At 69.0% G+C, this 22,404-nt stretch carries 23 protein-coding genes and 1 pseudogene; 8 read left to right on the top strand and 16 right to left on the bottom strand.

Annotation, left to right across the window (positions count from 1 at the left end):
• Positions 1 to 2: 2 nt before the first annotated feature.
• Positions 3 to 593, top strand: coding sequence for a hypothetical protein (locus ACH413_RS43440; protein WP_360039278.1), 591 nt, complete (start codon positions 3 to 5; stop codon positions 591 to 593).
• On the opposite strand, the gene ACH413_RS43435 is transcribed toward ACH413_RS43440, so the two are convergent.
• Entirely contained in the window at positions 590 to 976 is a 387-nt protein-coding gene (locus ACH413_RS43435) for a helix-turn-helix domain-containing protein (protein WP_360039281.1), read from the bottom strand. The genes ACH413_RS43440 and ACH413_RS43435 overlap by 4 nt on opposite strands.
• A gap of 42 nt (positions 977 to 1,018) precedes the next feature.
• Here ACH413_RS43435 and ACH413_RS43430 point away from each other — a divergent pair, with 42 nt between their 5' ends.
• A complete protein-coding gene (locus tag ACH413_RS43430; RefSeq protein ID WP_360039284.1) occupies positions 1,019 to 1,834 on the top strand; it encodes a class I SAM-dependent methyltransferase in 816 nt (271 codons plus the stop codon).
• Here ACH413_RS43430 and hsaB read toward each other — a convergent pair.
• Genes hsaB through ACH413_RS43390 form a run of 8 tightly spaced genes read right to left on the bottom strand, consistent with a single transcriptional unit; the run spans position 1,820 to position 9,372 of the window.
• On the bottom strand, positions 1,820 to 2,371 hold the full coding sequence (gene hsaB / locus ACH413_RS43425) for a 3-hydroxy-9,10-secoandrosta-1,3,5(10)-triene-9,17-dione monooxygenase reductase subunit (RefSeq protein WP_360039287.1): 552 nt from the start codon (positions 2,369 to 2,371) through the stop codon (positions 1,820 to 1,822). The two genes, ACH413_RS43430 and hsaB, sit on opposite strands and share 15 nt — an antisense overlap.
• Entirely contained in the window at positions 2,371 to 3,273 is a 903-nt protein-coding gene (gene hsaC, locus ACH413_RS43420) for an iron-dependent extradiol dioxygenase HsaC (RefSeq protein WP_360039290.1), read from the bottom strand. Before hsaC ends, hsaB begins: the two co-directional genes overlap by 1 nt.
• A complete protein-coding gene (gene hsaD, locus ACH413_RS43415; RefSeq protein WP_360039293.1) occupies positions 3,273 to 4,082 on the bottom strand; it encodes a 4,5:9,10-diseco-3-hydroxy-5,9,17-trioxoandrosta-1(10),2-diene-4-oate hydrolase in 810 nt (269 codons plus the stop codon). The genes hsaC and hsaD overlap by 1 nt, the downstream gene beginning before the upstream one ends.
• Positions 4,083 to 4,092: 10 nt before the next feature.
• A complete protein-coding gene (gene hsaA / locus ACH413_RS43410) occupies positions 4,093 to 5,259 on the bottom strand; it encodes a 3-hydroxy-9,10-secoandrosta-1,3,5(10)-triene-9,17-dione monooxygenase oxygenase subunit (RefSeq protein WP_360039296.1) in 1,167 nt (388 codons plus the stop codon).
• Positions 5,256 to 6,281, bottom strand: coding sequence for a 4-hydroxy-2-oxovalerate aldolase (dmpG, locus tag ACH413_RS43405; protein WP_396425924.1), 1,026 nt, complete (start codon positions 6,279 to 6,281; stop codon positions 5,256 to 5,258). The genes hsaA and dmpG overlap by 4 nt, the downstream gene beginning before the upstream one ends.
• Entirely contained in the window at positions 6,232 to 7,125 is an 894-nt protein-coding gene (locus ACH413_RS43400) for an acetaldehyde dehydrogenase (acetylating) (protein WP_360039299.1), read from the bottom strand. Before ACH413_RS43400 ends, dmpG begins: the two co-directional genes overlap by 50 nt.
• Before the next feature lie 10 nt (positions 7,126 to 7,135).
• The gene (locus tag ACH413_RS43395) at positions 7,136 to 7,906 is read right to left on the bottom strand and encodes a 2-keto-4-pentenoate hydratase (RefSeq protein WP_360039301.1); all 771 of its coding nucleotides are present in this window, start codon (positions 7,904 to 7,906) and stop codon (positions 7,136 to 7,138) included.
• Positions 7,900 to 9,372 carry an FAD-binding protein gene (locus ACH413_RS43390; RefSeq protein WP_360039304.1) on the bottom strand — a complete coding sequence of 491 codons (1,473 nt, stop codon included), beginning with the start codon at positions 9,370 to 9,372 and terminating at the stop codon, positions 7,900 to 7,902. Before ACH413_RS43390 ends, ACH413_RS43395 begins: the two co-directional genes overlap by 7 nt.
• A gap of 105 nt (positions 9,373 to 9,477) precedes the next feature.
• Between ACH413_RS43390 and ACH413_RS43385 the strand changes: the two are divergent.
• From ACH413_RS43385 to ACH413_RS43365, 5 genes and pseudogenes are all read left to right on the top strand, one after another.
• Positions 9,478 to 11,058: pseudogene (locus ACH413_RS43385) on the top strand (FAD-dependent oxidoreductase); the annotation flags it as partial.
• On the top strand, positions 11,055 to 12,182 hold the full coding sequence (locus ACH413_RS43380; protein WP_360039307.1) for a Rieske 2Fe-2S domain-containing protein: 1,128 nt from the start codon (positions 11,055 to 11,057) through the stop codon (positions 12,180 to 12,182). The pseudogene ACH413_RS43385 and the gene ACH413_RS43380, both read left to right, overlap by 4 nt.
• Positions 12,179 to 12,418, top strand: a complete 240-nt coding sequence (locus ACH413_RS43375) for a hypothetical protein (RefSeq protein ID WP_360039310.1) — start codon at positions 12,179 to 12,181, stop codon at positions 12,416 to 12,418. The genes ACH413_RS43380 and ACH413_RS43375 overlap by 4 nt, the downstream gene beginning before the upstream one ends.
• On the top strand, positions 12,411 to 13,379 hold the full coding sequence (locus tag ACH413_RS43370) for a ferredoxin--NADP reductase (protein WP_360039312.1): 969 nt from the start codon (positions 12,411 to 12,413) through the stop codon (positions 13,377 to 13,379). The genes ACH413_RS43375 and ACH413_RS43370 overlap by 8 nt, the downstream gene beginning before the upstream one ends.
• 10 nt (positions 13,380 to 13,389) lie before the next feature.
• Complete coding sequence (locus tag ACH413_RS43365; protein WP_360039315.1) at positions 13,390 to 14,217, top strand: MaoC/PaaZ C-terminal domain-containing protein; 828 nt, start codon at positions 13,390 to 13,392, stop codon at positions 14,215 to 14,217.
• Here ACH413_RS43365 and ACH413_RS43360 read toward each other — a convergent pair.
• The 7 genes from ACH413_RS43360 to ACH413_RS43330 are packed head-to-tail and all read right to left on the bottom strand — an operon-like array spanning position 14,204 to position 21,545.
• Positions 14,204 to 15,157 (bottom strand): hypothetical protein, encoded by a 954-nt coding sequence (locus ACH413_RS43360; RefSeq protein WP_360039318.1) that lies wholly within the window; start codon positions 15,155 to 15,157, stop codon positions 14,204 to 14,206. The two genes, ACH413_RS43365 and ACH413_RS43360, sit on opposite strands and share 14 nt — an antisense overlap.
• A gap of 11 nt (positions 15,158 to 15,168) precedes the next feature.
• Positions 15,169 to 16,314 carry a lipid-transfer protein gene (locus ACH413_RS43355; protein ID WP_360039321.1) on the bottom strand — a complete coding sequence of 382 codons (1,146 nt, stop codon included), beginning with the start codon at positions 16,312 to 16,314 and terminating at the stop codon, positions 15,169 to 15,171.
• Positions 16,311 to 16,694 (bottom strand): MaoC family dehydratase, encoded by a 384-nt coding sequence (locus ACH413_RS43350; protein ID WP_030481674.1) that lies wholly within the window; start codon positions 16,692 to 16,694, stop codon positions 16,311 to 16,313. The genes ACH413_RS43355 and ACH413_RS43350 overlap by 4 nt, the downstream gene beginning before the upstream one ends.
• On the bottom strand, positions 16,681 to 17,565 hold the full coding sequence (locus ACH413_RS43345; protein ID WP_360039558.1) for an OB-fold domain-containing protein: 885 nt from the start codon (positions 17,563 to 17,565) through the stop codon (positions 16,681 to 16,683). Before ACH413_RS43345 ends, ACH413_RS43350 begins: the two co-directional genes overlap by 14 nt.
• Positions 17,565 to 18,692 (bottom strand): acyl-CoA dehydrogenase family protein, encoded by a 1,128-nt coding sequence (locus tag ACH413_RS43340; RefSeq protein ID WP_360039324.1) that lies wholly within the window; start codon positions 18,690 to 18,692, stop codon positions 17,565 to 17,567. The genes ACH413_RS43345 and ACH413_RS43340 overlap by 1 nt, the downstream gene beginning before the upstream one ends.
• Positions 18,682 to 19,644, bottom strand: a complete 963-nt coding sequence (locus tag ACH413_RS43335) for an acyl-CoA dehydrogenase family protein (protein WP_360039327.1) — start codon at positions 19,642 to 19,644, stop codon at positions 18,682 to 18,684. Before ACH413_RS43335 ends, ACH413_RS43340 begins: the two co-directional genes overlap by 11 nt.
• Positions 19,644 to 21,545 (bottom strand): acyl-CoA dehydrogenase family protein, encoded by a 1,902-nt coding sequence (locus tag ACH413_RS43330; RefSeq protein WP_360039330.1) that lies wholly within the window; start codon positions 21,543 to 21,545, stop codon positions 19,644 to 19,646. The genes ACH413_RS43335 and ACH413_RS43330 overlap by 1 nt, the downstream gene beginning before the upstream one ends.
• A gap of 159 nt (positions 21,546 to 21,704) precedes the next feature.
• On the opposite strand from ACH413_RS43330, the gene kstR reads away from it, so the two are divergent.
• On the top strand, positions 21,705 to 22,280 hold the full coding sequence (gene kstR, locus ACH413_RS43325; protein ID WP_245821835.1) for a cholesterol catabolism transcriptional regulator KstR: 576 nt from the start codon (positions 21,705 to 21,707) through the stop codon (positions 22,278 to 22,280).
• Positions 22,281 to 22,404: the final 124 nt, after the last annotated feature.

The raw sequence follows: 22,404 nt of genomic DNA, 5'->3' as shown, positions 1-22,404 counted from the left end.
CCATGGACGTGAAGACCTACGCCACCGTCATCGACGTCTGCGCCCGGCTGGCCGGGCGGCTGGCCGACGACGTCCTGGGCTCGGTGCGCGAGGACTACTACGGCGGCGAACCCTCGCAGGCCGAGGCGACGCTGCTGCTCACCCTGGCGTACCAGAACATCGGCGTCACGGCGCAGGAGCGAGAACTCATCGCCTCCACTGTGGACGAAGCCGGCCTCGCCGATCTGGCGGCGGTACCGCACCTCGACGAGGTTCCGCCGGTCGCGTACCGCTTCAGTGCCGACGCGCCCGCCGGCGCGCCGGATCCGAGCAAGGCGGACATCGTGCTGACGGCCGACGCCGCGCTCCACCGCGTCCATCGCGTGCGCCGCGCCTGGCGCGAGCCGCTCGACGGCGCACCGGACGGCGCGAAGTGGGTGTACGTGCTGCAGACGGGCGCGGACGTCAACCCGTTGGGAGTCTGCTCGGGGCTGTCCGGCAGGTTGTGGGTGGTGCTGAAGGAGAAGTGGCCCCTGGAGGTCGTGGTCGAGGGCAGGGCGCTGCCGCCGTACCAGGCCGCGGCGGTCACGGTGGCGCCGCAGATCTGGCCCTAAAGGCCGAGCACGCGGCGGAACGTCGGGCACTCCAGGTGCGTCGGCGCCGGGCAGGCGGCCGCGTGCCGCAGGTCGTCGCGCATCAACGCCAGCTTCTGGATCGTCACGTCCAGCTCGTCCGCCTTGGCCGCGAGCATCGCGCGGTTCGGCGACGGGCTGCCGTCGGGCGAGAACATCAGCGTGATCTCGTCCAGCGAGAACCCCGCCGTGCGGCAGACCGCGATCAACGCCAGCTGCTCCAGCACCGCCGCGGTGAACACGCGCGTCAGACCTTGCCGTCGCACGGACGCGATCAGGCCGCGCTCCTCGTAGTAGCGCAAAGTAGAGGCCGGCACGCCCGAACGCCGGACCACCTCGCCGATGCCGATCTCGGTTTTGTCCACGACACTTGACCTCAAGCCGACTTGAAGTAGGACGGTAGGAGCATGACAGCAGAGGTGAACAGCGAGCAGGCCGCCTGGTGGAACGCCGCGGGGCAGGGCTGGGCGAACGTGCAGGACATCGTGGACCTGATGCTCCGCCCGTTCCAGGACCTGCTCGTCCAGGCGGCGCTCGAACGGCCGCGCGAACGGGTTCTCGACGTCGGGTGCGGCACGGGTGGCGTCACGAGGGCGATCACGGAGGCCACCGGAGCGGCCTGCGTGGGCGTCGACATCTCCGAGACGATGCTCGCCGCCGCACGCGAGCACGGAAAAGCGCAGTACCTCCTGGCTGACGCGCAGGTGCACGCGTTCGACACCGGCTTCGACCTGATCGTGAGCAGGTTCGGGGTCATGTTCTTCGACGACCCCGTCGCCGCCTTCCGCAACCTGCTGCGAGCCACGTCGCCCGGCGGTGACCTCTGCTTCGTCACGTGGCGCGGCGCGGACGAGAACCCGTTCATGACCACCGCGGCCGACGCCGCCTCCCCGTTGCTGCCGGACGCGCCGGCACCGGATCCGCGCGGACCTGGTCCGTTCGCCCTCGCCGATCCCGGCAGGACGCGCAAGATCCTCGAGGAGGCCGGCTGGGACGGGATCGACATCCGGCCGGTGGACCACGTCCGCACCCTGCCCGAGGAACTGCTGGTCCCGTACCTGAGCAACCTCGGACCGGTCTCCCGTGCGCTCACGGAGGCAGAGGAGTCCGAACGGCCCCGGATCATGGCGCGGGTCCGGAGTGCGTTCGACGGGTTCGTGCACGGTGACGAGGTGCGGATCCCCGCCGCGGTCTGGCAGGTCACCGCGTCAGCTCCACTCTGACTGGCGCTGCCAGGTCAGCAGGTTGTCGAGGACCTCACCGGACCAGCCGCGGGTGTCCAGCTCGGCGTGCGTGGCGTAGCGGCCGCGGTAGAACAGCAGCGGCTGCGCCTCGCGCACCGTGCCCAACTCCACGACCGAGCCGACGACCATGTGGTGGTCACCGGCGTCGTGCACCACCGACACCTGGCAGTCGACCCACGTCAGCGCGCCGTCGAGCACCGGCGCGCCGGTCGCCGACGGCGTCCACGAGACGCTGGAGAACTTGTCCGTGCCCGACTTCCCGAACACCGTCGACACCTCGCGCTGGTCCTCGGCCAGCACGTTCACGCAGAACGAGCCGGCCGAGGCGATCGCGGCCCAGCTGCGCGAGGTCCGTTGTGGACAGAACACCACCAGCGGCGGGTCCAGCGACAGTGCGGCGAACGCCTGGCAGGCGAAGCCGACCGGCCCGTCCGCGGACATGCCGGTCACCACGGTCACCCCGGTGCAGAAGTGACCGAGAACTGAACGGTAGCGGGCGGTTATTTCTGACTGCATTACTTCTGGACGCCCACGCTGAAGTCGTGTCCCCACAGGCTCACCGCCGTGCTCTCGCGTGCGATCCAGTCCTCATCGTCGACCTGCCGTCCCTCACAACCGAACTCGACGTCGAACCCGCCGGGCGTCTTCATGTAGAACGACAGCATCAGGTCGTTGACGTGCCGGCCGAGCGTCGCCGACATCGGCACCTTGCGCCGCTGAGCCCGGTCCAGCGTCAGGCCCACGTCGTCGGTGTTCTCGACCTCGACCATCAGGTGCACGATCCCGCTCGGCGTCGGCATCGGCAGGAACGCGAGGCTGTGGTGGCGCGGGTTGCAGCCGAAGAACCTCAGCCACGCGGGCGGTCCGTCGGCGGGCCTGCCGACGAACTGCGGTGGCAGGCGCATCGAGTCCCGCAACCGGAACCCGAGCACGTCGCGGTAGAAGTGCAGCGCGGCCTCGTCGTCCGAAGTGGACAGCACGACGTGCCCGAGGCCCTGCTCCTCGGTCACGAACCGGTGCCCGTACGGCGACACGACCCGCCGATGTTCCAAAGCCGCGCCGTGGAAGACCTCCAGCGTGTTGCCGGACGGATCCTCGAACCGGATCAGGCCGGTGACCCGCCGTTCCGCCAGGTCCTCCGCAGAGCCTTCGACGTACGCGACCCCGGCCGAGGCCAGGCGTTTCGCGACCTCTTCGACCTCGGCCTCGGTGGCGGCCTCCCAGCCGGAAGCCTGCAGCCGGTCGGTCTCCCCCGGCACGATCACGAGCCGCGCCGGGAAGTCGTCCATCCGCAGGTAGAGAGCGCCCTCGGTGGAACCCTTGCCCTCGACCATGCCGAGGACCTTCAGCCCGAACTCGCGCCACCGGTTCATGTCGGTGGCCTCGATCCGGAGATAGGCCAGGGACCTGATGCCCATCACGCCTCCGTCAGAAAGTCGAGGGCGAGCCGGTTGAACTCGTCGAACTTCTCCAGCTGCGCCCAGTGCCCGCACCCGCCGAACACGTGCAGCTGCACGCGCGGGATCAGCTTCGTCGCCAGCAACGCGCCGTCCAGCGGGTTCACCCGGTCCTCGCGGCCCCACACCAGCAACACCCGCTGGCGCAGCTTGTAGGCCTCACGCCAGAGCATGCCCTGCTCGAAGTCGGGACCGGAGAACGACTTGCCCAGCGCCGCCATGGCGCGCAACGACTCCGGCTGGCGTGCCGCCTCGAACCGTTCGTCGATCAGCTCGTCGGTGATCAGCGACTGGTCGAACACCATGATCCGCAGGAACTCCTCGATCTTCTCCCGCGTGGGTGTGCGAGCGAACGCGCTCAGCTTGCGCACGCCCTCGGTCGGATCAGGCGAGAAGACGTTCAACGACAACCCGCCCGGACCCATCAGCACGAGCCGGCCGGCACGTTTCCCGTTGTCCAGCGCGAACCGGACCGCGGTGCCGCCACCGAGCGAGTTGCCCAGGATGTGCGCCCGCTCGATCTCCAGCGAGTCCAGCAGGTCCTTCAAAGCCCTGGAGGCGAAGGAGAAGTACTGGTCGTGCTCGGCGGGCTTGTCCGACTGGCCATAACCCGGCATGTCGACCGCCAGCACGCGGAACGACTTCGCGAACACCGGGATGTTCGCGCGGAAGTTCGACAGAGCCGACGCACCGGGCCCGCCGCCGTGCAGCAGGACCAGCGTCTCGGCGTTGTCGGTACCGGCCTCGTGGTAGTGCAACCGCACGCTCATCAACGCCCCCTCAGAACAAGCCGTCGCGGACCTGGATGCCGAGCTCGTTCTTGCCGTACAGCACAAGCACGCGCTCCGGGTCGTTGCCCGCGTGCACTCGTGCGGCGTGGGCGTCGCGCCAGAAGCGGGGCAACGGCAGACCGGCGTTGATCGCCTTGCCGCCCGCGCTCTCGAAGAGCAGGTCGATCGCGGCCAGCGCCCGCCCGCTGCCGAGCACCTGGTCGCGCCGGGCCCTCAGCCGCAGGTCGATCGGGATCTTCGTCTCGGCGACCGCGTGCGCCCACTCGTCGTTGATGTCCTTCTCCAGCGTCCACCACGCCACGTCGACGTCGGCCGCCGCGGTCGCGATCCTGACCTGCGCGAACGGGTCGTCGACCGACTTCTCTCCCAGGTACGCCGCCCGGACGCGCTCACGGGTCGCGTTGACGTGGAGCGCGTACGCGCCGGTCGCCATGCCGATGATCGGCGCCGTCACCGCGTACGGGTGGATCGTCCCGTACGGCATGCGGAACAACGGACCGGGATTGACCTCCTGGCCAGGGCACTTGCACCGCGCGGTGTTCGACATGCTCAACGCCCGGTACTCCGGCACGAACACGTCCTCGACCACGATGTCGTTGCTGCCCGTGCCGCGCAGGCCGACCGTGTCCCACACGTCGTTGATCGTGTAGTCGGAGATCGGCAGCAGGAACGTGCGGAAGTCGATCGGCTTGCCCTCGTCGTTCATCACGAGGCCGCCGAGCAGCACCCACGTCGCGTGGTCGCAGCCGGACGAGAAGCTCCACTTGCCGCTGAACCGGAACCCGCCCTCGACCGCAGTGGCACGACCTGTCGGCGCATAAGAAGACGAGATCCGGGTGTCCTGGTCCTCGCCGAACACCTCGTCCTGCGCCCGCACGTCGAACAGCCCGACGTGCCACGGGTGCACGCCCAGCACGGACGCGACCCAGCCCGTGGATCCGCACGCGCTGCCGATCAGCCTGACCGCCGTGTAGAAGTCGAGCGGATGCGACTCGAACCCGCCGTACCGCGCGGGCTGCAGCATCCGGAAGAACCCGGTCTCCTGCAACGCCTTCACCGACTCCGGCGGCACCCGGCGCAGTTCCTCCGCCTCGGGCGCGCGTTCGGCGAGCGCCGGCAGCAGTTCCCGCACCTTGCCGAGGATTTCCTCGCTCATCGGACTTTCTCCCTGCTCAGCTCCAGTGCGATGTCGATCAGCTGGTCCTCTTGCCCGCCCACGAGCTTGCGTTCACCCGCGCGGACGAGGATCTGCGCGCCGGACACGCCATAGCGTTGCGCCTGCGTGTACGCGTGTTTGAGGAAGCTCGAGTAGACGCCCGCGTACCCCATCATCAGCGCCATCCGGTCGAGCAGGCACTCGTCAGGCATGACGGGCCGGACGACGTCCTCGGCCGCGTCCACGATCTTGAAGAAGTCGACGCCGGTCTCGAACCCGAGCTTGTCGCAGACGCCGACGAACGCTTCGAGGGGCGTGTTTCCCGCGCCCGCGCCGAATCCGCGCACGCTGCCGTCGATCTGCTTCGCTCCCGCGCGTGCGGCGGCAACGGAGTTCGCGACGCTCAGCCCGAGGTTCTCGTGCCCGTGGAACCCGACCTGGGCATCAGAACCGAGCTCGGCGACCAGGGCCTCGACCCGCTCGGACACCTGCTCCAGCACCAAAGCGCCGGCCGAGTCGACGACGTAGACGCACTGGCACCCGGCGTCGGCCATGATCCGTGCCTGCTTCGCCAACGCCTCCGGCGGCTGCGAGTGCGCCATCATCAGGAATCCGACGGTCTCCAGCCCACGTTCGCGAGCCAGCTGGAAGTGCTGGACGGAGACGTCAGCCTCGGTGCAGTGCGTGGCTATCCGGACGATCGAGGCGCCGTTGTCCTGCGACACCAGGATGTCGTCCTTCACCCCGACACCCGGCAGCATCAGCACGGCGATCTTGGCCTGGACAGCCGTCTCGACCGCGACCTTGATCAGCTCTTGTTCGGGGGTGTGGCTGAAGCCGTAGTTGAACGACGACCCGCCCAGCCCGTCGCCGTGCGTCACCTCGATCACCGGCACCCCGGCACCGTCGAGGGCGGCGACGATCGAGCGGACGTCCTCGGTCGTGAACTGGTGCCGCTTGTGATGCGAGCCGTCACGCAGTGACGTGTCGGTCAACCGCAGTGTTGGATTCTTTTGGTGCACGGGCGATCTCCTCCCCCACCTTGGTCGCGGCGGCCGTCATGATGTCGAGGTTCCCGGCGTACTCGGGCAGGAAGTCGCCCGCGCCCGCGACCTCCACGAAGATCGCGACCCGGCCGGCGTCGAACTGCGGCTCCCGCAGCAGCCGGAATCCCGGGACGTAAGAACGGATGTCCGTCTCCATCCGCGCGATCGAGTCCGTGATCGGGTCGGGATCGGTGTCCTCGGGAATCGCGCAGAAGATCGTGTCGCGCATGATCATCGGCGGGTCCGCCGGGTTCAGCACGATGATCGCCTTGCCCTTCGAAGCACCCCCGATCGCCTCGATGCCACGACTGGTCGTGCGGGTGAACTCGTCGATGTTGGCCCGCGTGCCCGGACCCGCCGACACCGACGCCACGCTCGCGACGATCTCCGCGTACGACACCGGAACCACCCGGGAAACCGCGTGCACCATGGGAATCGTCGCCTGGCCGCCGCACGTGATCAGGTTGATGTTGGGCGCGTCCCGGTGCTCGCCGAGGTTCACCGGCGGCACGACGTAGGGCCCGACCGCGGCCGGTGTCAGGTCGATCGCCCGGACGCCCGCCTCGGCGTAGCGCGGGGCGTTGGCCCTGTGCACCGCCGCGGACGTCGCCTCGAAGACGATGTCCGGCAGCTCGTCCTGACGCAGCAACCACTCCGCGCCGTCGACCGAGACCTCAAGCCCGAGATCGGCCGCGCGGCGCAGTCCCTCGCTGGCCGGGTCGATGCCCACCATCCAGCGCGGTTCCAGCACCTGCGAGCGCAGGAGCTTGTAGAGCAGGTCGGTGCCGATGTTGCCGGAGCCGACGATGGCCGCCTTCACCCAGTCACCCCTATTCGAACTTCAGGTCAACGGAGCCGAGTCCTGCGAACTCGGCGTGGAACTCGTCACCGGGCCTGGCGTCGATGGCACGTGTGCACGAACCGGGCAGCACGATGTCCCCGGCCAGCAGCCGGACGCCGAAGCCCGCGACCTTCGCCGCCAGCCACGCCACCGCGATCGCCGGATCGCCCAGCACGGCGTCGCCACGTCCCTCGGCGACCACCTCGCCGTTGCGCCGCAACGTGGCCGCGACGGCGCCGATGTCCAGTTCGGACGGACGAACGCGCTCGGAGCCCAGCATGAACCCCGCCGACGACGCGTTGTCCGCGATGGTGTCCTGCAGGCCGATCCGCCAGTTCTCGATCCGGCTGTCGATCAGCTCGATGGACGGCACGACGAACTCGGTGGCGGCCAGCACGTCCTCGACCGTGCAGCCCTCGCCGGGCAGGTCGCGGGCCAGCAGGAACGCGATCTCCACCTCGACCCGCGGATACAGGTACGCCGACGCGTCCGCGGTTCCGGCGAGCTGCATGTCGTCGAGCAGGTGGCCGTAGTCGGGTTCGTCGACGCCCATCATCTGCTGCATCGCCAACGACGAGAGACCGACCTTGTGACCGATCACGTCCCTGTTGCGGTGCCGGACGTTGAGCAGCTGGATCTCGTACGCGTCGACCACGTCGATGTCGGGATACAGCTCCACCAGCGGTTTGATCGGCACGCGGTCGCGTTCCGCCGTCCGCAGCAGTTCGGCGGCCGCCTCCCGTTTCTGGATCGTCAGCACCGGGCCTCCCCTGCTCGAGTCGATTTGGCTACGTGTTGCCCCGCACGGCGGCCCGAGAAGACGCAGTCGGCGAGCGCGAGGCCGCTGACGTAGGACTCCGAGCACACCCCGACCGCGGACCGGCCCGCCGCGTACAGGCCTGGAACTCCTTGCACCTGACCGGTGTCCTCGTCCACGACGAGCCCACCGAGCGTGAGCATCGGGCACGGGTAGCCGAACCCCGCGCGCACCGACACGTTGATCAACGAATAGGGCGGCGTCCCGAACGGCTCGGGCACCGCGATTCCAGCCTTGGCGGCCACTTCCTCGATCGTCGGCGCGGTCACCATGCCGCGTCCCAGCAGGTAGCGGACCTGCCAGCGCTGGAACGGCGCCGTCTGCGTCTTCACCTGGGCCCGCGCGACCTGGAGGATCTCGTCGTCGATCAGCAGCCAGGCCTTGCCGCCGCGTTCGACGATCGCGCCTCCGTTGGCGGCGCCGTACAGGGTCGCGTCGCCGAACCGCTGCCCGGCCGAGTCGACCAGGACCCCGCGCTGCAACGCGCTGGGCGGCGTGACGAACCGCCACACCGAGATCTTGTCCATCCGCGCGGTCTTCCCACCGGCTTCCACACCGAGCCGAATCCCGCCACCGTCGTCACCAGGCGTGCCCAACGCGAGGCCACCGCGATACGCCGGAGCGTTCTCGTGCACCAGCGCCCGGTTCGCGATGAAGCCACCGGCCGCGATGATCACGCCCTGCCCGGCGGTGACCACCAGCGGCCGGCCGAACTGTTCGAGCCACGCTGCCAGCCCGAACAGCCTCTTGCCCAAAGGCGGGTAGTAGAGCCACGGCTTCGCGCCCGCCTTGGACAACGCCCCGTGCAGAAGCCGTGGAAACCCGGTGAGGGTCCGGCACCGCACGCCGGTCACCCTGCCGTCCGTGCGGATCAGCTCGACGGCCCTGGTCTGCGGCATGATCCGCACGCCCGCGCGCCGGGTCGCTTCGGCCAGACGAGTGAAGAAAGCCTTGCCCGACGTGCCCTTCGCCCTGGTCCGGTGCCCGCGAGGAGCCGGATCGGGCCAGGCGTCCTCGCTGCCGGACAGGTAGAGGTAGTAGTCGTCAGTCGGGTAGGAGGTCTTGAACGGCGACACCCGCGCGTCGAACGGCACGCCCTGGTCCTCCAACCAGGCCAGCATCTTCGCGCTGTCCTCGCAGAACCGCCGAAGGGTCTCCGCGGACACCGCGTCCCGGACCTCGTGCCGCAGGTAGGAGAACATCGCGTCCACCGAGTCGGCGACACCGGCCTCGACCTGCTGCCGCGTCCCGCCACCCGCGTAGACGACACCGCCGGACAACGCGGTCGCGCCCCCACCGGCGAACCGGTCCAGCACCACCACGGACGCACCAGCCGCCGCGGCCTCGACGGCGGCGCACGCGCCGGCCGCGCCGAAGCCGATGACGACCACGTCAGCGGTGACTTCCACGCAACCCTCCAGAAACAGGTTCTTGGTGAGTCGACTTGCCTGGAACTCCTACACCATAGCGCCAAACCGCCTCAGAACTATAACCTGTTCTAGTCTGAGCTTCGGGAGGGTGCGATGTACGACGTGATCGTCGTCGGCAGCGGCGCGGCGGGCATGACTGCCGCGCTCTGCACCGCTCAACACGGCTTGCGGACCTTGATCATCGAGAAGGCCGCGCACTACGGCGGCTCGACCGCGCGGTCGGGCGGCGGCATCTGGGTGCCGAACAACGCCGTGGTCGCCGCCAACGGCATACCCGACTCGCCGGAGCGGGCCAGCACCTATCTCGCGCACATCGCGAGCGAGGTCCCGGCCGAGCTGCGGGAGGCGTTCCTGGACGCCGGACCGGCCATGCTGGCCTTCATCTGCGCCCACACGCCGTTGAAGTTCCGCTGGGTCCGCGAGTACTCCGACTACTACCCGGAGGCGCCAGGAGGGCAGCCACGCGGCCGCTCGGTGGAACCCCTGCCGTTCAACGCGGCACTGCTCGGCGACGAGGTCAAGGACCTCGAACCGCCGTACGTGCCGACGCCGGCGGGCATCGTGATCACCCAGACCGACTACCGCTGGCTGACGCTGATCGGACGGCACCCGCGCGGCATCTTCACCGCCGCCAAGGTCTTCGCCCGCCGGTTCCTGCCCGGCCGCCGGCTGACGATGGGTCAGGCGCTGTCCGCGGGGCTGCGAGCAGGGCTGAAGGCGCTGAACGTCGAGGTCAGGCTCAACACCGCGATGACCGACCTGCACCACGAGAACGGTCGCGTGGCCGGAGTGCTGGTCGGCGAGAAGCTGATCCTGGCGAAGCACGTGGTGCTGGCGTCCGGCGGGTTCGAGAACAACGAACGGATGCGCAAGCAGCACCAGGACATCGGTACCGAGTGGACAGTCGGCGCCAAGGCCAACACCGGTGACGGCATCGAGGCCGGGCAACGCGCTGGCGCGGCCGTCGGGCTGATGGACGACGCCTGGTGGGGCCCGTCCGTCCCGTTGCCGCGCGGCCCGTTCTTCCTGCTCGCGGAGCGTTCTCTGCCCGGCTGCGTACTGGTCGACAAGACCGGCCGCCGGTTCGTGAACGAGGCCGCGCCCTACATCGACGTCGTCAACGCGATGACCGGCGACACCTGGCTCGTCTTCGACCACGCCTACCGCAGCCGCTACCCGTTCTGCGGCATCCCGCCGCGCCGCCCGCTCCCCCGGCGCTGGAAGGACTCCGTGATCACGGCGCCCAGCCTGGAAGAGCTGGCCCAGCAGGCCGACCTGCCGGAACTGGCGGACACCGTGCGGCGGTTCAACACCCTGACCGTGGAAGGCAAGGACGCCGACTTCCACCGCGGCGACAGCGCGTACGACCGCTACTACGGCGATCCGCGCACCAAGCCGAACCCCAACCTGGCGCCACTGACGACCGGCCCGTTCTACGCGGTCAAGATCGTGCCCGGCGATCTCGGCACCAAGGGCGGCCTGCGCACCGACACCCACGCGCGGGTGCTGCGCGAGGACGGGTCGGTGATCGACGGCCTCTACGCGGCGGGCAACACCAGCGCGTCCGTCATGGGCCACACCTACGCGGGCGCGGGCGCCACCCTCGGACCGGCGATGACGTTCGGATATCTGGCCGGCCTCGACATCACTGGAGGAAAGCGATGACGCAGGACAGCGTGCGGACGATCGACGCCGGCGCGCCTCCAGCGAGGTTCGCGCGCGGATGGCACTGCCTCGGCCTCGCCAGTCACTTCCGCGACGGCAAACCTCACCCCGTGGAGGCGTTCGGCACGAAGCTCGTGGTGTTCGCCTCGGAGGACGGCAAGATCAACGTCCTGGACGGGTACTGCCGGCACATGGGCGGCGACCTCACCCAGGGCACGGTCAAGGGCAACAACATCGCCTGCCCGTTCCACGACTGGCGCTGGGCGGGCAACGGCAAGTGCGTCGACATCCCCTACGCCAAGCGGGTTCCGCTGCGGGCGCGCACCCGGTCGTGGATCACGCTCGAGGAGAACAAGCAACTCTTCGTGTGGAACGACCCGCAGGGCAACCCGCCGCCGGAGCACATCACGATCCCGCGCATCGAGTCGGCGTTCAGCGACGAGTGGAGCAACTGGACCTGGGACTCGGTGGTGATCGACAACGCGAACTGCCGCGAGATCATCGACAACGTCGTGGACATGGCCCACTTCTTCTACATCCACTTCGCGTTCCCGACGTACTTCAAGAACGTGATGGAGGGCCACGTCGCCTCGCAGTACCTGACCACGCGCGGCCGTCCGGACGTCGCGATGGGCTCGAACTACACCGGTGACGTGGAAGTGCGATCCGAGGCCGCGTACTACGGGCCGTCGTACATGATCGACTACCTGTGGAACGACTACAAGGGCCTCGAGATCGAGACGGTGTTGATCAACTGCCACTACCCGATCTCGCCGACCTCGTTCAAGCTCCAGTGGGGCGCGATCGTGAAGAAGCTGCCGGGTGTGGACGACGTCCACGCCGACAAGATCGCGGAGAAGTTCGCGCGCGGCATCGGCGTCGGGTTCCTGCAGGACGTGGAGATCTGGCAGAACAAGTCGCGCATCGACAACCCGTTGCTGTGCGAGGAGGACGGGCCGGTCTACCAGCTGCGCCGCTGGTACGAGCAGTTCTACGTCGACGTGGAGGACGTCAGCGACGACATGGTGCGGCGCTTCGAGTTCGAGGTCGACACGAGCCGGGCGATCGAGGTCTGGGAGAAGGAGGTCGCCGAGAATCTCGCCCGTCAGGAGTCGGCGACGTGAGCGAGCGCGACGAGTTCCTGGTCGGTGGCATGGTTCCGGTCCGGTGCGACTGCGGGAACCGGGTGCTGGTCAAGAAGAACAGCCCCCAGCACACCAGCGTGCAGTGGCTCTCCGACACGTCCACGTGTGTCGAGCTGTGCGGGCCGCGATCCGCGTTCGTGCCCACGTGTCTGCGGCTGCGTGACGGCATCGAGAAGGCAGTGCGCGAGGGAACGCTGGAGGTCGCCGATGGCTGAGGTGCACCGGCTGCGGGTCGACGCCGTGATCGAGGAGACCGCCGACGCGCGTTCGTTCGTGCTGTCGGGCGTGGACTTCGCGGTGAAGCCCGGCCAGTTCCTGACGGTGCGGGCGGGCGACGTGGCGCGGTGCTACTCGCTGTCCAGCGCACCGGGTGAGCCGTTGAAGATCACGGTCAAGCGGACGCCGGACGGGTACGGGTCGCACTGGATGTGCTCGTCGCTTTGTGAGGGCATGGAACTCGACGTACTGGCGCCGGCCGGGGTGTTCACGCCCTCGTCGCTGGACGGGTCGTTGCTGGCGTTCGCGGCCGGGAGCGGGATCACGCCGGTCATGTCGATCATCCGGGCGGTGCTCGGCGAGGGTTCCGGGCGGGTGTTCCTGGTGTACGCCAACCGGGACGAGGCTTCGGTGATCTTCGCCCGCGAGCTCTCCGAGCTGGCGCGCTCGTACCCGGAGCGGCTGACCGTCGTGCACTGGCTGGAGTCGGTGCAGGGACTGCCTTCTGTTGCTGGACTGCGGGCGTTCGTCCGGTCGTGCGACGAGGCGTTCGTGTGTGGGCCGGGGCCGTTCATGGAGGCCGCTCGCAAGGCGTTGCACGACGTTTCGGTCGTGCACGTCGAGAAGTTCGTGTCGCTGTCAAGTGATCCGTTCTCCGACGTGGTTCCGGTGGTCGACGATCGGCCGGACGCGGTGGTCGAGGTCGAGCTGGACGGTGAGCAGCACCGGTTTCCGTGGCCCGCGCGGACGAAGTTGCTCGACCTGTTGCTGGAGAAGGGACTCAACGCGCCGTACTCGTGCCGGGAGGGTGCGTGCAGCGCGTGCGCGTGCCGGCTGGTCGAGGGCGAGGTCAAGATGCTCAACAACGACGTGCTCGACTCCGACGACATCGCCGAGGGCATCGTGCTGGCGTGCCAGTCGGTCCCGGTCACCGACATCGTGAAGATCAGCTACGAGTGAGGGGCGCCTGATGCCGATCGATCCGGACGTCGCTGTGGGAGCGGAACTTCCCGAGCTCAAGTTCTCGTGGTCCGAGTCCGACGTGCTGCTCTACCACCTGGCGCTGGGGGCGACCGAACTCCGCTACGTCTACGAGCAGGGATTGCGGGTGCTGCCGACGTTCGGCGTTGTCGCGCCGCGCTTCCACGAGACCGCGCCGCCCGCCGTGTCGTTCCCCGGCATCGACATCGACCTGGCTCGGGTGTTGCACGGTACGCAGGAGATCACCGTGCACGCTCCGCTGCCTGCCGAGGGTGAGGCGGTGTTGCGGACGCGGATCGCGGACGTGTGGGACAAGGGCAAGGCAGCGGTCATCGTGCAGGAGTCGACGGCTGTGACGCCGGACGGGACCGCGCTGTACACGACCCGGTCCAGCATCTTCGCCCGTGGCGAGGGCGGGTTCGGCGGCGACCGCGGGCCTTCGGGCAAGGTGGAGGTGCCTTCGCGCGCGCCGGACTTCGTGATCGAGACCCCGACTCTGCCGCAGCAGGCCTACCTGTACCGGTTGTGCGGTGACCGGAATCCGCTGCACGCCGATCCCGAGTTCGCTGTCCGGGCCGGTTTCGACGCGCCGATCCTGCACGGGCTGTGCACGTACGGGGTGGTGTGCAAGGCCGTGATCGACGCGATGCTCGACGGACCGGAGCAGGTGTCGTCGTTCGAGGCGAAGTTCGCGGGCGTGGTCTTCCCTGGAGAGACGCTGACGACGCGGGTGTGGCGGGACGGTCTGCGGCTCGTGCTGACGACGTTCGCCGGGGACCGTCCGGTTCTCGCTGACGCGGTGCTCACGACCGTGTGACGGCTTCCGTGCCTTCGTCCCAGCGCCAGCCCGGCTGACTTCCTCGCAGGTGGACGCCGCCGATCCACCTGTCGACGCCGTTGAGCGTGACGTGGTCTTCCCTGCCCGCGAGCACCTGTGCCCCGGCGCCGGTCAGGCTCAGTCGGGTGTGGCGGGTGATCCGGTCGTCCGACGAGGTGAGCAGTGGGACCGGCGCGTGCGCCAGCCGTTCCATGATCAGGAACGACCACGAGTCACCGAGATAGGGGCGCGTCTCCCTGGCTGCGGCACGGACGAACGCCGTGCCCGCGTCGGCTGCCCCGCTCGCGACGGCGGCCAGCACGCGGCGTTCGGTGAGCGACAGACCGTCGCGAGTGGACGGATACTCACGGCCGAGCCGGTCGAACGCCTCGCCGAGGAACCGCAGTTCGCCGGAGCGGCGGGCGGCGATCTCCGCGATGCGTTCAGGCGTGGGCGCCCGGAAGGCCGCCCACGCGTCGACGGCCAGTTCCAGGGCGTCCGGGGTCAAGACGGCACATGCCTTGGTCGCGGGCAGTTCCCGCAACTGGTCCGCCGTCAACTCGCCGAGGCCGCCGAACCGGGCGATGCCGGGGTACTCGCCGATGCAGATCAGCGTGATGCGGTGCGCCGGAACGCCCAGGCCGGCCAGGCGGTCGAGGATCTGGATGATCTGCAGCTGGTCGTACAGGTCGGCTTCGAACCACAGCACGTACTCGCCGTCCCTGGCTGTCTCCAGGACCCCGTCGCGCTCGGCGAACATGGCCGAGCCCTCCGCGCGGTCGTCGACGCCGCTCTCCGTCAGGAAGGCGGCCCTGATCCCGCGCAGTTCCTCGGAACCCACGTCGGGCACGGGGCCTTCGTGCAGCGAGTCACGCCAGTACAGGACGCGCTGGGCCGGCACGTCCGTGCTGTCGCCATTGCTCACGTGCAACGCGGTCATGGTCGGCCAGTTTAAGCCTCCCGGCCGAGCACGAGGCCGCTCGTCGGGACGCCGGTACCGGCGGTGACCAGGACGTGGTCGACGTTCGCGACCTGGTTCACCGCGGTGCCGCGCACTTGGCGCACCCCTTCGGCGATGCCGTTCATGCCGTGCAGGTAGGCCTCACCGAGTTGCCCACCGTGCGGGTTGAGCGGGAGCGTCCCGTCCAGTTCGAGCGCCCCGGACTTGATGAAGTCCTTGGCCTCACCACGACCGCAGAAGCCCAATTCTTCGAGCTGGACCAGGACGAACGGCGTGAAGTGGTCGTAGAGCACGGCGACGTCCACATCGGACGGACCGATGCCCGACTTCTCCCACAGCCCCCTCGCCACCACGCCCATCTCGGGCAACCGGGTCAGGTCGTCGCGGTAGTAGCTCGTCATCGTGAACTGGTCCACGCTGCTGCCCTGCGTCGCCGCCCTGACGTGCGCCGCCTTGTTCGGGAGGTCTTTCGCGCGTTCCGCGGACGTGACGACCAGTGCGACGCCGCCGTCGCTCTCCTGGCAGCAGTCCAGGAGCCGCAGCGGTTCGGCGATCCAGCGCGACGACTGGTGGTCGTCCAGGGAGATCGGGCGGTTGTGGAACCAGGCGTGCGGGTTCGTGGCGGCGTGCTTGCGGTCGATCACCGCGATCCGGCCGAAGTCCTCGCTCGTGGCGCCGTACTCGTGCATGTACCGACGGGCGAACATGGCGACCATCGCGGCCGGCGTGCCCAGCCCCATCGGGTAGGACCAGCTGTTGTCGATGTTGGCCGCGGCCGCGGTCTGGACCTGCCCGAACCGGTGCCCGGAACGTTCGTTGAACGCCCGGTAGCAGACGACGACCTTCGCCGCACCGGTCTCCACGGCCATCGCGGCCTGCTGCACGGTCGCGCACGCCGCCCCGCCGCCGTAGTGGACGCGGCTGAAGAACGTCAGCTCCGGGATGCCGAGTTCGCGTGCGACCGCGATCTCGGCGTTGGTGTCCATGGTGAAGCTGACCAGGCCGTCCACATCGGACGGTTCGAGGCCCGCGTCCTCGAGTGCGGCTCGGACGGCCTCGGCCGCCAGCTGGAGTTCACTGCGGCCGGAGTCCTTGGAGAAGTCGGTCGCGCCGATTCCGACGATCGCGGCGTTCACGCGGGCACCTCGATCTTCACGGTTCCGGTGACGTGGTCGCCGTGCGCGGTCCGGCCGACTACCTCGATGGTCAGGTCCTGCTGCTCGCGTTCGATGACCTGGCCGAAGAACTTCAGCGTGTCGTAGGCGAAACAGGGTGCGCCGAGCTTGATGTTCACCTGTCGTACGAGCACTTCCGGGCCCGCCCAGTCCGTGACGTAGCGCTGCACCAGGCCGGTCGTCGTGAGGATGTTGATGAAGATGTCCTTCGAACCGCGCTGGATCGCCAGGTCGCGGTCGTGGTGCACGTCCTGGAAGTCGCGGGTGGCCAGCGCGGTGCTGATCACGAACGTCGGGGTGGCCTCGACGTGCCACTCCGGCAGGGAATCACCGATCCGCACGGGGCCTCCAGCTCGGCATCGTCAGGTCGTCGTCGACCTTGGTGAACACGACCTCGACCCGTTGCCCGACGCTGGGTTCGCCGTCCAGTTCACCCAGCATCCGCACGCCCTCGTCCAGTTCGATCAGGGCGATGACGAACGGGGTCTGCTTGCCCGGCACCTGCGGGTGGTGGTGCACGACGTAGCTGTAGACCACGCCGTAGCCCTCCGAGACGAGGTACTTCGGCTTCGTGGCACCACATTCCGGGCACATCGGACCTGGCGGGTGACGCAGGAGACCGCAGCCACCGCACCGTTGGATGCGCAGCTCGCCCTGCCGGGTGCCTTCCCAGAAGTACTCGGTGTCGCGGTTGACGGACGGGCGGATGGCCTGGGGTTTCACGGCTTCGGGCTTCGGTTCCGGCTTCTGCGCGGGCTTGAACTTCAGCACCCGGAACCGCATCTCGGCCACGGCCTCGTCGCCGACCCACCAGGTGCTCCTGGTCGTGACGAACCAGCCCTCGCCCAGCCCGGTCCTCTTCGGCCCGGTCACGTCCTCCAGGCTCGTCGTCACCGACAGGTGCTCGCCGACCTTCAGGTAGCGGTGGTAGGTCTGGTCGCTGTTGGTCGCGACGACCGAGGTGTACCCGGCCTCGTCCAGGATGGTCATCATCGCGCCGAGCGGGTCGTCCAGGGTGCGCTGGCCCTTCAGCCCCGCCATCGTCCAGACCTGGACCATCGCGGGCGGCGCGGTCCCGTCGTAGCCGGGGTGTTCGTCGCCGATGGCCTCCAGCCAGTTGTTGATCATCGGCTGGTTGACCGGGTCGCGGGCCAGTCGTGGCGCGCACTCGCCCTGTTCGGCTATGCGGGCGGCCTCTTTCTCGATGTCGATCATCGCACCACCCGCGGTAGTCCGAGCCCGATGTTCGCGATCAGCTCGCGCTGGATCTCCTGCACTCCCCCGCCGAACGTCAGCACGAGGTTGCGGCGTGCCTGCACGTCCAGCCACTTCGTCAGTTCGGCTGGTGCGCCATGGCGTCCGACCAGCTCTTCGAGCAGCCGTCCTATGCGCTGGGTCCGGTCCGCGGCGAACACCTTGGTCGCCGACGCGTCCGCGACCTCCAGTTCACCGCCGGCGACCTGCCAGTTGAGCAGCTCGTTCACGCGGTGGACGGCCCGCGCCTCGGCGAGTGCCCGGCGCACGTCCGGTTCGTCGAGGAGCTGACGTTCCGCGGCCCAGCCGTGGACCCGTTCGACCAGCGCGCCGAGCCGTCCGGACGGGCCGAGCATGACGCGTTCGTGGTTGAGCTGGGTGGTGATCAGCCGCCAGCCCTTGTTCTCCTCGCCGACCCGGCGGGCCTCGGGCACGCGGACGTCGTTGTAATAGGTGGCGTTGACGTGGTGGGCGCCGTCGCACGTGATGATCGGCGTCCACGAGTAGCCGGGGTCGGTGGTGTCGACGATCAGGATCGTGATGCCCTTGTGCCGCGAGTCCGCGGCCCCGGTGCGGCAGGCCAGCCACACGAAGTCGGCGTCGTGGCCGCCCGTCGTGAACGTCTTCTGCCCGTTGACGACGTAGTGATCGTCTTCGCGAACAGCCTTGGTGCGCAACGCGGCCAGGTCGGTGCCCGCGTCCGGTTCGGTGTAGCCGATGGCGAAGTGGAGGTCACCGCTGAGGATCTTGGGCAGGAAGAAGTCCTTCTGCTCCTGGGTTCCGTACGTCTGCAGCGTCGGGCCGACGGTCTGCAGCGTCACGTACGGCAGCGGGACGTCCGCGCGAGCGGCCTCGTTGACGAAGATCTGCTGCTCGATCGGGCCGAACCCCAGCCCGCCGTACTCCTTCGGCCAGCCGACGCCGAGCCGTCCGTCGCGCCCGAGTCGCTTGACGAGCTCGCGGTAGGTCACGCCGTGCCGTTCGGTCAGCATCGCCTCGCGTTCGGCGTCGGACATGACGGTCGCGAAGTACTCGCGCAGCTCGTCGCGCAGCTTGAGCTGTTCGGCGGTGAGGTCAATGAACATCGATGGCTCCCAAGCGGTGCTCCACTCCGCCGACGAACCGCGTCAGCTCCTTGGCCATGCCGTAGTAGCGGTGCATCGGGTAGGTGATGTCGAGCCCGAGGCCGCCGTGCAGGTGGTGGCAGGTGTGCACGGCCGGCAGGGCTTCCGCCGCGAGCCAGTAGGCCGCCGTGTCGAGGTCGTTGTCGTCGAGGCTCCAGGCGGCCGTCAGCGCGGCCAGGTGCAGCGTGCGGGAGGCGATGTAGACGTCCGCGACCAGGCACGCCGCCGCCTGGAAGGTGGCCAGGGGCTTGCCGAACTGGTGACGGGTGCCGACGTGCTTCACGGTGAGGTCGAGGGCTCCGGCCAGCACGCCGTCCGCCACCGCCGCCGCTCCGGCCAGCGCGAACCGGCCGATGCCCTCCTCCGCGCCTGCCAGCAGTTCGCCTTGAGCGCCGTCGAGACGGACGGTTCCCTCCGATGTGGACACACCGGGTTGCGCCGGGTCGACGACGAAGACTCCGCTGCTCGTGCTGACGAGGATTCGCCGCGCCTCAGAGGCGTACGGCACGTTGATCTTCACACCGAAGATGCCGTCCGGTCCTGCCGTGGTCTCCGGCGCGGAAGGCAGAGGTCTCGAAGGTTCGCTCAACGCCGCTGTCAGCACGCCGTGCTGTTCGGTCACCAACGGCAGCAAGGCGTCCTGCTGCTCCGGAGTGCCGTACCGGACGATCGGCAACACTCCCAGCGCGAGCGTGGCCAGTGCCGGAACGTCCACCGCCCGCCGGCCGACCTCGGTGAGCAGCACGGCCGTCTCCAGCACGCCGAGCCCGTCGCCACCGAGCCGTTCCGGAACGGCCAGGGCCAGCAATCCCGCCTCCCCCAACGCCTTCCAGGGGGTCGCGCTCTCCCTGCCCAGCACGTCGGCCGCCAGGGTGGCGATCTCGCGCTGGGTCTCGTCGAGCTGGAAATCCATCAGGGCTCCCTCGGTAGACCGAGAATGCGTTCACCAGCAAGGTTCATCAGGACTTGGGTCGTTCCGCCCGCGATGCTCAGACACCGCGTGAGCAGGAACTCGTAGATCAGCTCACCTTCGACCGCCGCGTCCGGGCCGAGCACCTCGACCGCGAACTCGGCGACGTCCTGCCGTTGCCGCACCCCGGCCAGCTTGCGCACGCTGGACTCCGCGCCCGGCTCCTGCCCGCTCAGCACCCGCAGGCTCGCCCGCAGGTCCAGCACGGACACCGCCAACCCCTGGGCCACCAGGGCACCCAGCCGTTCCGCGTGATCGGCAGCCGCCGGTGACCTCAGAACCTGTTCCAGCGGCTCGCCGAGTGCCGAGCCCATCGCGACGCGTTCGTTCGCGAGGGTGGTGCGGGCCAGCCGCCAGCCGTCGTTCACCGCGCCGACCACGCAGTCGTCCGGCACGAACACGTCGTCCAGGAAGACCTCGTTGAACCGCGCGTCGCCGGTGATCTCCCGCAACGGCCGCACGTCCACGCCGTCCGAGCGCATGTCGACCAGGAAGTACGTGATGCCCTTGTGCTTCGGGACGCTGGAGTCCGTGCGGGCCAGGCAGATCGCCCAGTCGGCCTGGTGCGCGAGCGACGTCCAGACCTTCTGCCCGGTGAGCTTCCAGCCGCCGTCGGCGCGCACGGCCTTGGTGCGCAACGAGGCCAGGTCCGAGCCTGCCTCGGGTTCGCTGAACAGCTGACACCAGGTCAGCTCCCCGCTCAACGTCGGCGGCACGAACCGTTCCTGCTGCTCCGGCGTTCCGTGGCGGAGGATCGTCGGCCCCGCCCAGCCGCCGATGATCAGGTCCGGCCTGCGCACCCCGGCGCGGACGAACTCGCTGTCGATGACCATCTGCCTGGCCTGGTCGGCGTCCTGCCCGTACGGCCTGGGCCAGTGCGGCACGAGGAACCCGCTGTCCGCCAGACGTTCCCGTTGCGCGGCGGCGTCGAGCCCGGCGATCTCCTCCGCGAAGGTCCGCACGCCGGGATCCGACTCGACCTGGACGGTGAGCGACCGGCGTGCCCCGGCCAGCGCCAGTGCGGCGACACGTCGGCGCCAGAACGCCACGCCGCCCGCGAGTTGCTGCAACGCCAACGCCCGGCGCAGATAGCGATGCGCGTCGTGCTCCCAGGTGAAGCCGATGCCGCCGAGCACCTGGATGCAGTCCTTGGCGTTGCGGACGGCCGCGTCGAACGCCACCGCCGCCGCGACCGCCGCCGCCAGCGGATGTTCGTCGTCGCCCACCGACCGCGCCGCGTCCCAGGCCACCGACGACGCCTGCTCCGCGCGGCACAACATCTCCACGCAGAGGTGCTTCACGGCCTGGAACGACCCGATGACACGCCCGAACTGCTGACGCTGTTTCGCGTACTCCACAGCGGTGTTCAGGCACCACGCGGCGATCCCGCTCGCCTCGGCGGCCATCAACGTGACCGCGAGATCGGTCGGGTCCGCTGTCACGTCCCCAGGCGTGTTGACCACGACCGAGCCGAGTGAACGTGAGTGGTCGACGGATTCGAGGGCTTTGATCGACACCTGGTCGACCGGTACGAGCATCCAACTGTCCGTTTTGAGCAACAGGTGCGTCGCTTCGGCGGCACCGACCACATGCTGGGACGAGAACCCGAACCCCGCTATGCCCTCGAAGTCCGGGAACAGCACCGACACCAGCGCCGTGGGCAGCAACGGCCCCGGCACGAGGTTCTCGGCCGCCCGCTCCAGCATCACCGCGAGATCGGCGACCGTGCCGCCCTCCCGCGTCACCTCGAAGAACCCGACCTTGACGAGATCTGCCCACTCACCCTTGGCGGCGTCCACGCTGTCGCGCAGGGCGCGTTGTTCCCCGGTCGTGGCGATCGGCATGCGGCCTCCTCCAGTACGTGAAGAAGTTTATAGAACGTGTTCTATTTCCGGCAACAGATCATGGCTGGGAAACCGATCGAGTATGATGCGAAGGCAGCTGCAACACGTTCCAGGAGGATCATCTCCGTGTCACCTTCGAAGTCGCGCACGGACGCGCTCATGGCGGGCGACGAGCTCAGCTCAGCCGCCCAGCGCGAGCGTCGCAAGCGGATCGTCGACGCGACCATCGCGCTGGCGTCGAAGGGCGGGTTCGACGCCGTCCAGATGCGCGCCGTGGCCGACCGCGCGGACGTCGCGCTGGGCACGTTGTACCGCTACTTCCCCTCGAAGGTCCACCTGCTCGTGTCGAGCCTCGCGGTGGAGCTGGAACGCGCCCAGGAGAAGATGGACCGCACCACCGTCCCGGGCGAGAGCCCGTACGAGCGCGTGTTGTTCGTGCTCGGCCGCATCACCAGGGGCCTGCAGCGCAACCCGCACCTCACCGAGGCGATGACGCGCGCGTTCACGTTCGCCGACGCCTCCGCGGGCGCCGAGATCGACCGCGTCTCGCTGCTCATGGAGAGCATGTTCACCAAGGCGATGAGCGACGACGCCCCGACCGAGGAGCAGAAGGCCATCGCCCGCGTCATCGGCGACGTGTGGCTGTCGAACCTGGTCGCCTGGGTCACGCGCCGTGCCACCGCCACGGACGTCGCGAACCGCCTCGAACTCACGGTGCGCCTGCTGCTGAAGTGAGCCCGCCGGCGTCGCGACGTCACTAGTGGTGTGGCTCGGAACGTAGCCGGGGGAATTCGCGGTCAGACGGGTGCATCGTGGTGTCGCCCCCACGTCCTCGTACTGGTTGTACGGGGCGTGGGGG

The organism is Lentzea sp. NPDC020367, assembly GCF_044387305.1.
Taxonomy (GTDB): domain Bacteria; phylum Actinomycetota; class Actinomycetes; order Mycobacteriales; family Pseudonocardiaceae; genus Lentzea.
This window is presented reverse-complemented; position numbering and strand designations above follow the sequence as displayed.

Coding starts and splice junctions, on each gene's coding strand:
- ACH413_RS43440 (WP_360039278.1), top strand. CDS start 3: ATGGACGTGAAGACCTACGCCACCGTCATCGACGTCTGCGCCCGGCTG.
- ACH413_RS43430 (WP_360039284.1), top strand. CDS start 1,019: ATGACAGCAGAGGTGAACAGCGAGCAGGCCGCCTGGTGGAACGCCGCG.
- hsaB (WP_360039287.1), bottom strand. CDS start 2,371: ATGCAGTCAGAAATAACCGCCCGCTACCGTTCAGTTCTCGGTCACTTC.
- hsaC (WP_360039290.1), bottom strand. CDS start 3,273: ATGGGCATCAGGTCCCTGGCCTATCTCCGGATCGAGGCCACCGACATG.
- hsaD (WP_360039293.1), bottom strand. CDS start 4,082: ATGAGCGTGCGGTTGCACTACCACGAGGCCGGTACCGACAACGCCGAG.
- hsaA (WP_360039296.1), bottom strand. CDS start 5,259: ATGAGCGAGGAAATCCTCGGCAAGGTGCGGGAACTGCTGCCGGCGCTC.
- ACH413_RS43380 (WP_360039307.1), top strand. CDS start 11,055: ATGACGCAGGACAGCGTGCGGACGATCGACGCCGGCGCGCCTCCAGCG.
- ACH413_RS43370 (WP_360039312.1), top strand. CDS start 12,411: ATGGCTGAGGTGCACCGGCTGCGGGTCGACGCCGTGATCGAGGAGACC.
- ACH413_RS43365 (WP_360039315.1), top strand. CDS start 13,390: ATGCCGATCGATCCGGACGTCGCTGTGGGAGCGGAACTTCCCGAGCTC.
- ACH413_RS43360 (WP_360039318.1), bottom strand. CDS start 15,157: ATGACCGCGTTGCACGTGAGCAATGGCGACAGCACGGACGTGCCGGCC.
- ACH413_RS43340 (WP_360039324.1), bottom strand. CDS start 18,692: ATGTTCATTGACCTCACCGCCGAACAGCTCAAGCTGCGCGACGAGCTG.
- ACH413_RS43335 (WP_360039327.1), bottom strand. CDS start 19,644: ATGGATTTCCAGCTCGACGAGACCCAGCGCGAGATCGCCACCCTGGCG.
- ACH413_RS43330 (WP_360039330.1), bottom strand. CDS start 21,545: ATGCCGATCGCCACGACCGGGGAACAACGCGCCCTGCGCGACAGCGTG.
- kstR (WP_245821835.1), top strand. CDS start 21,705: ATGGCGGGCGACGAGCTCAGCTCAGCCGCCCAGCGCGAGCGTCGCAAG.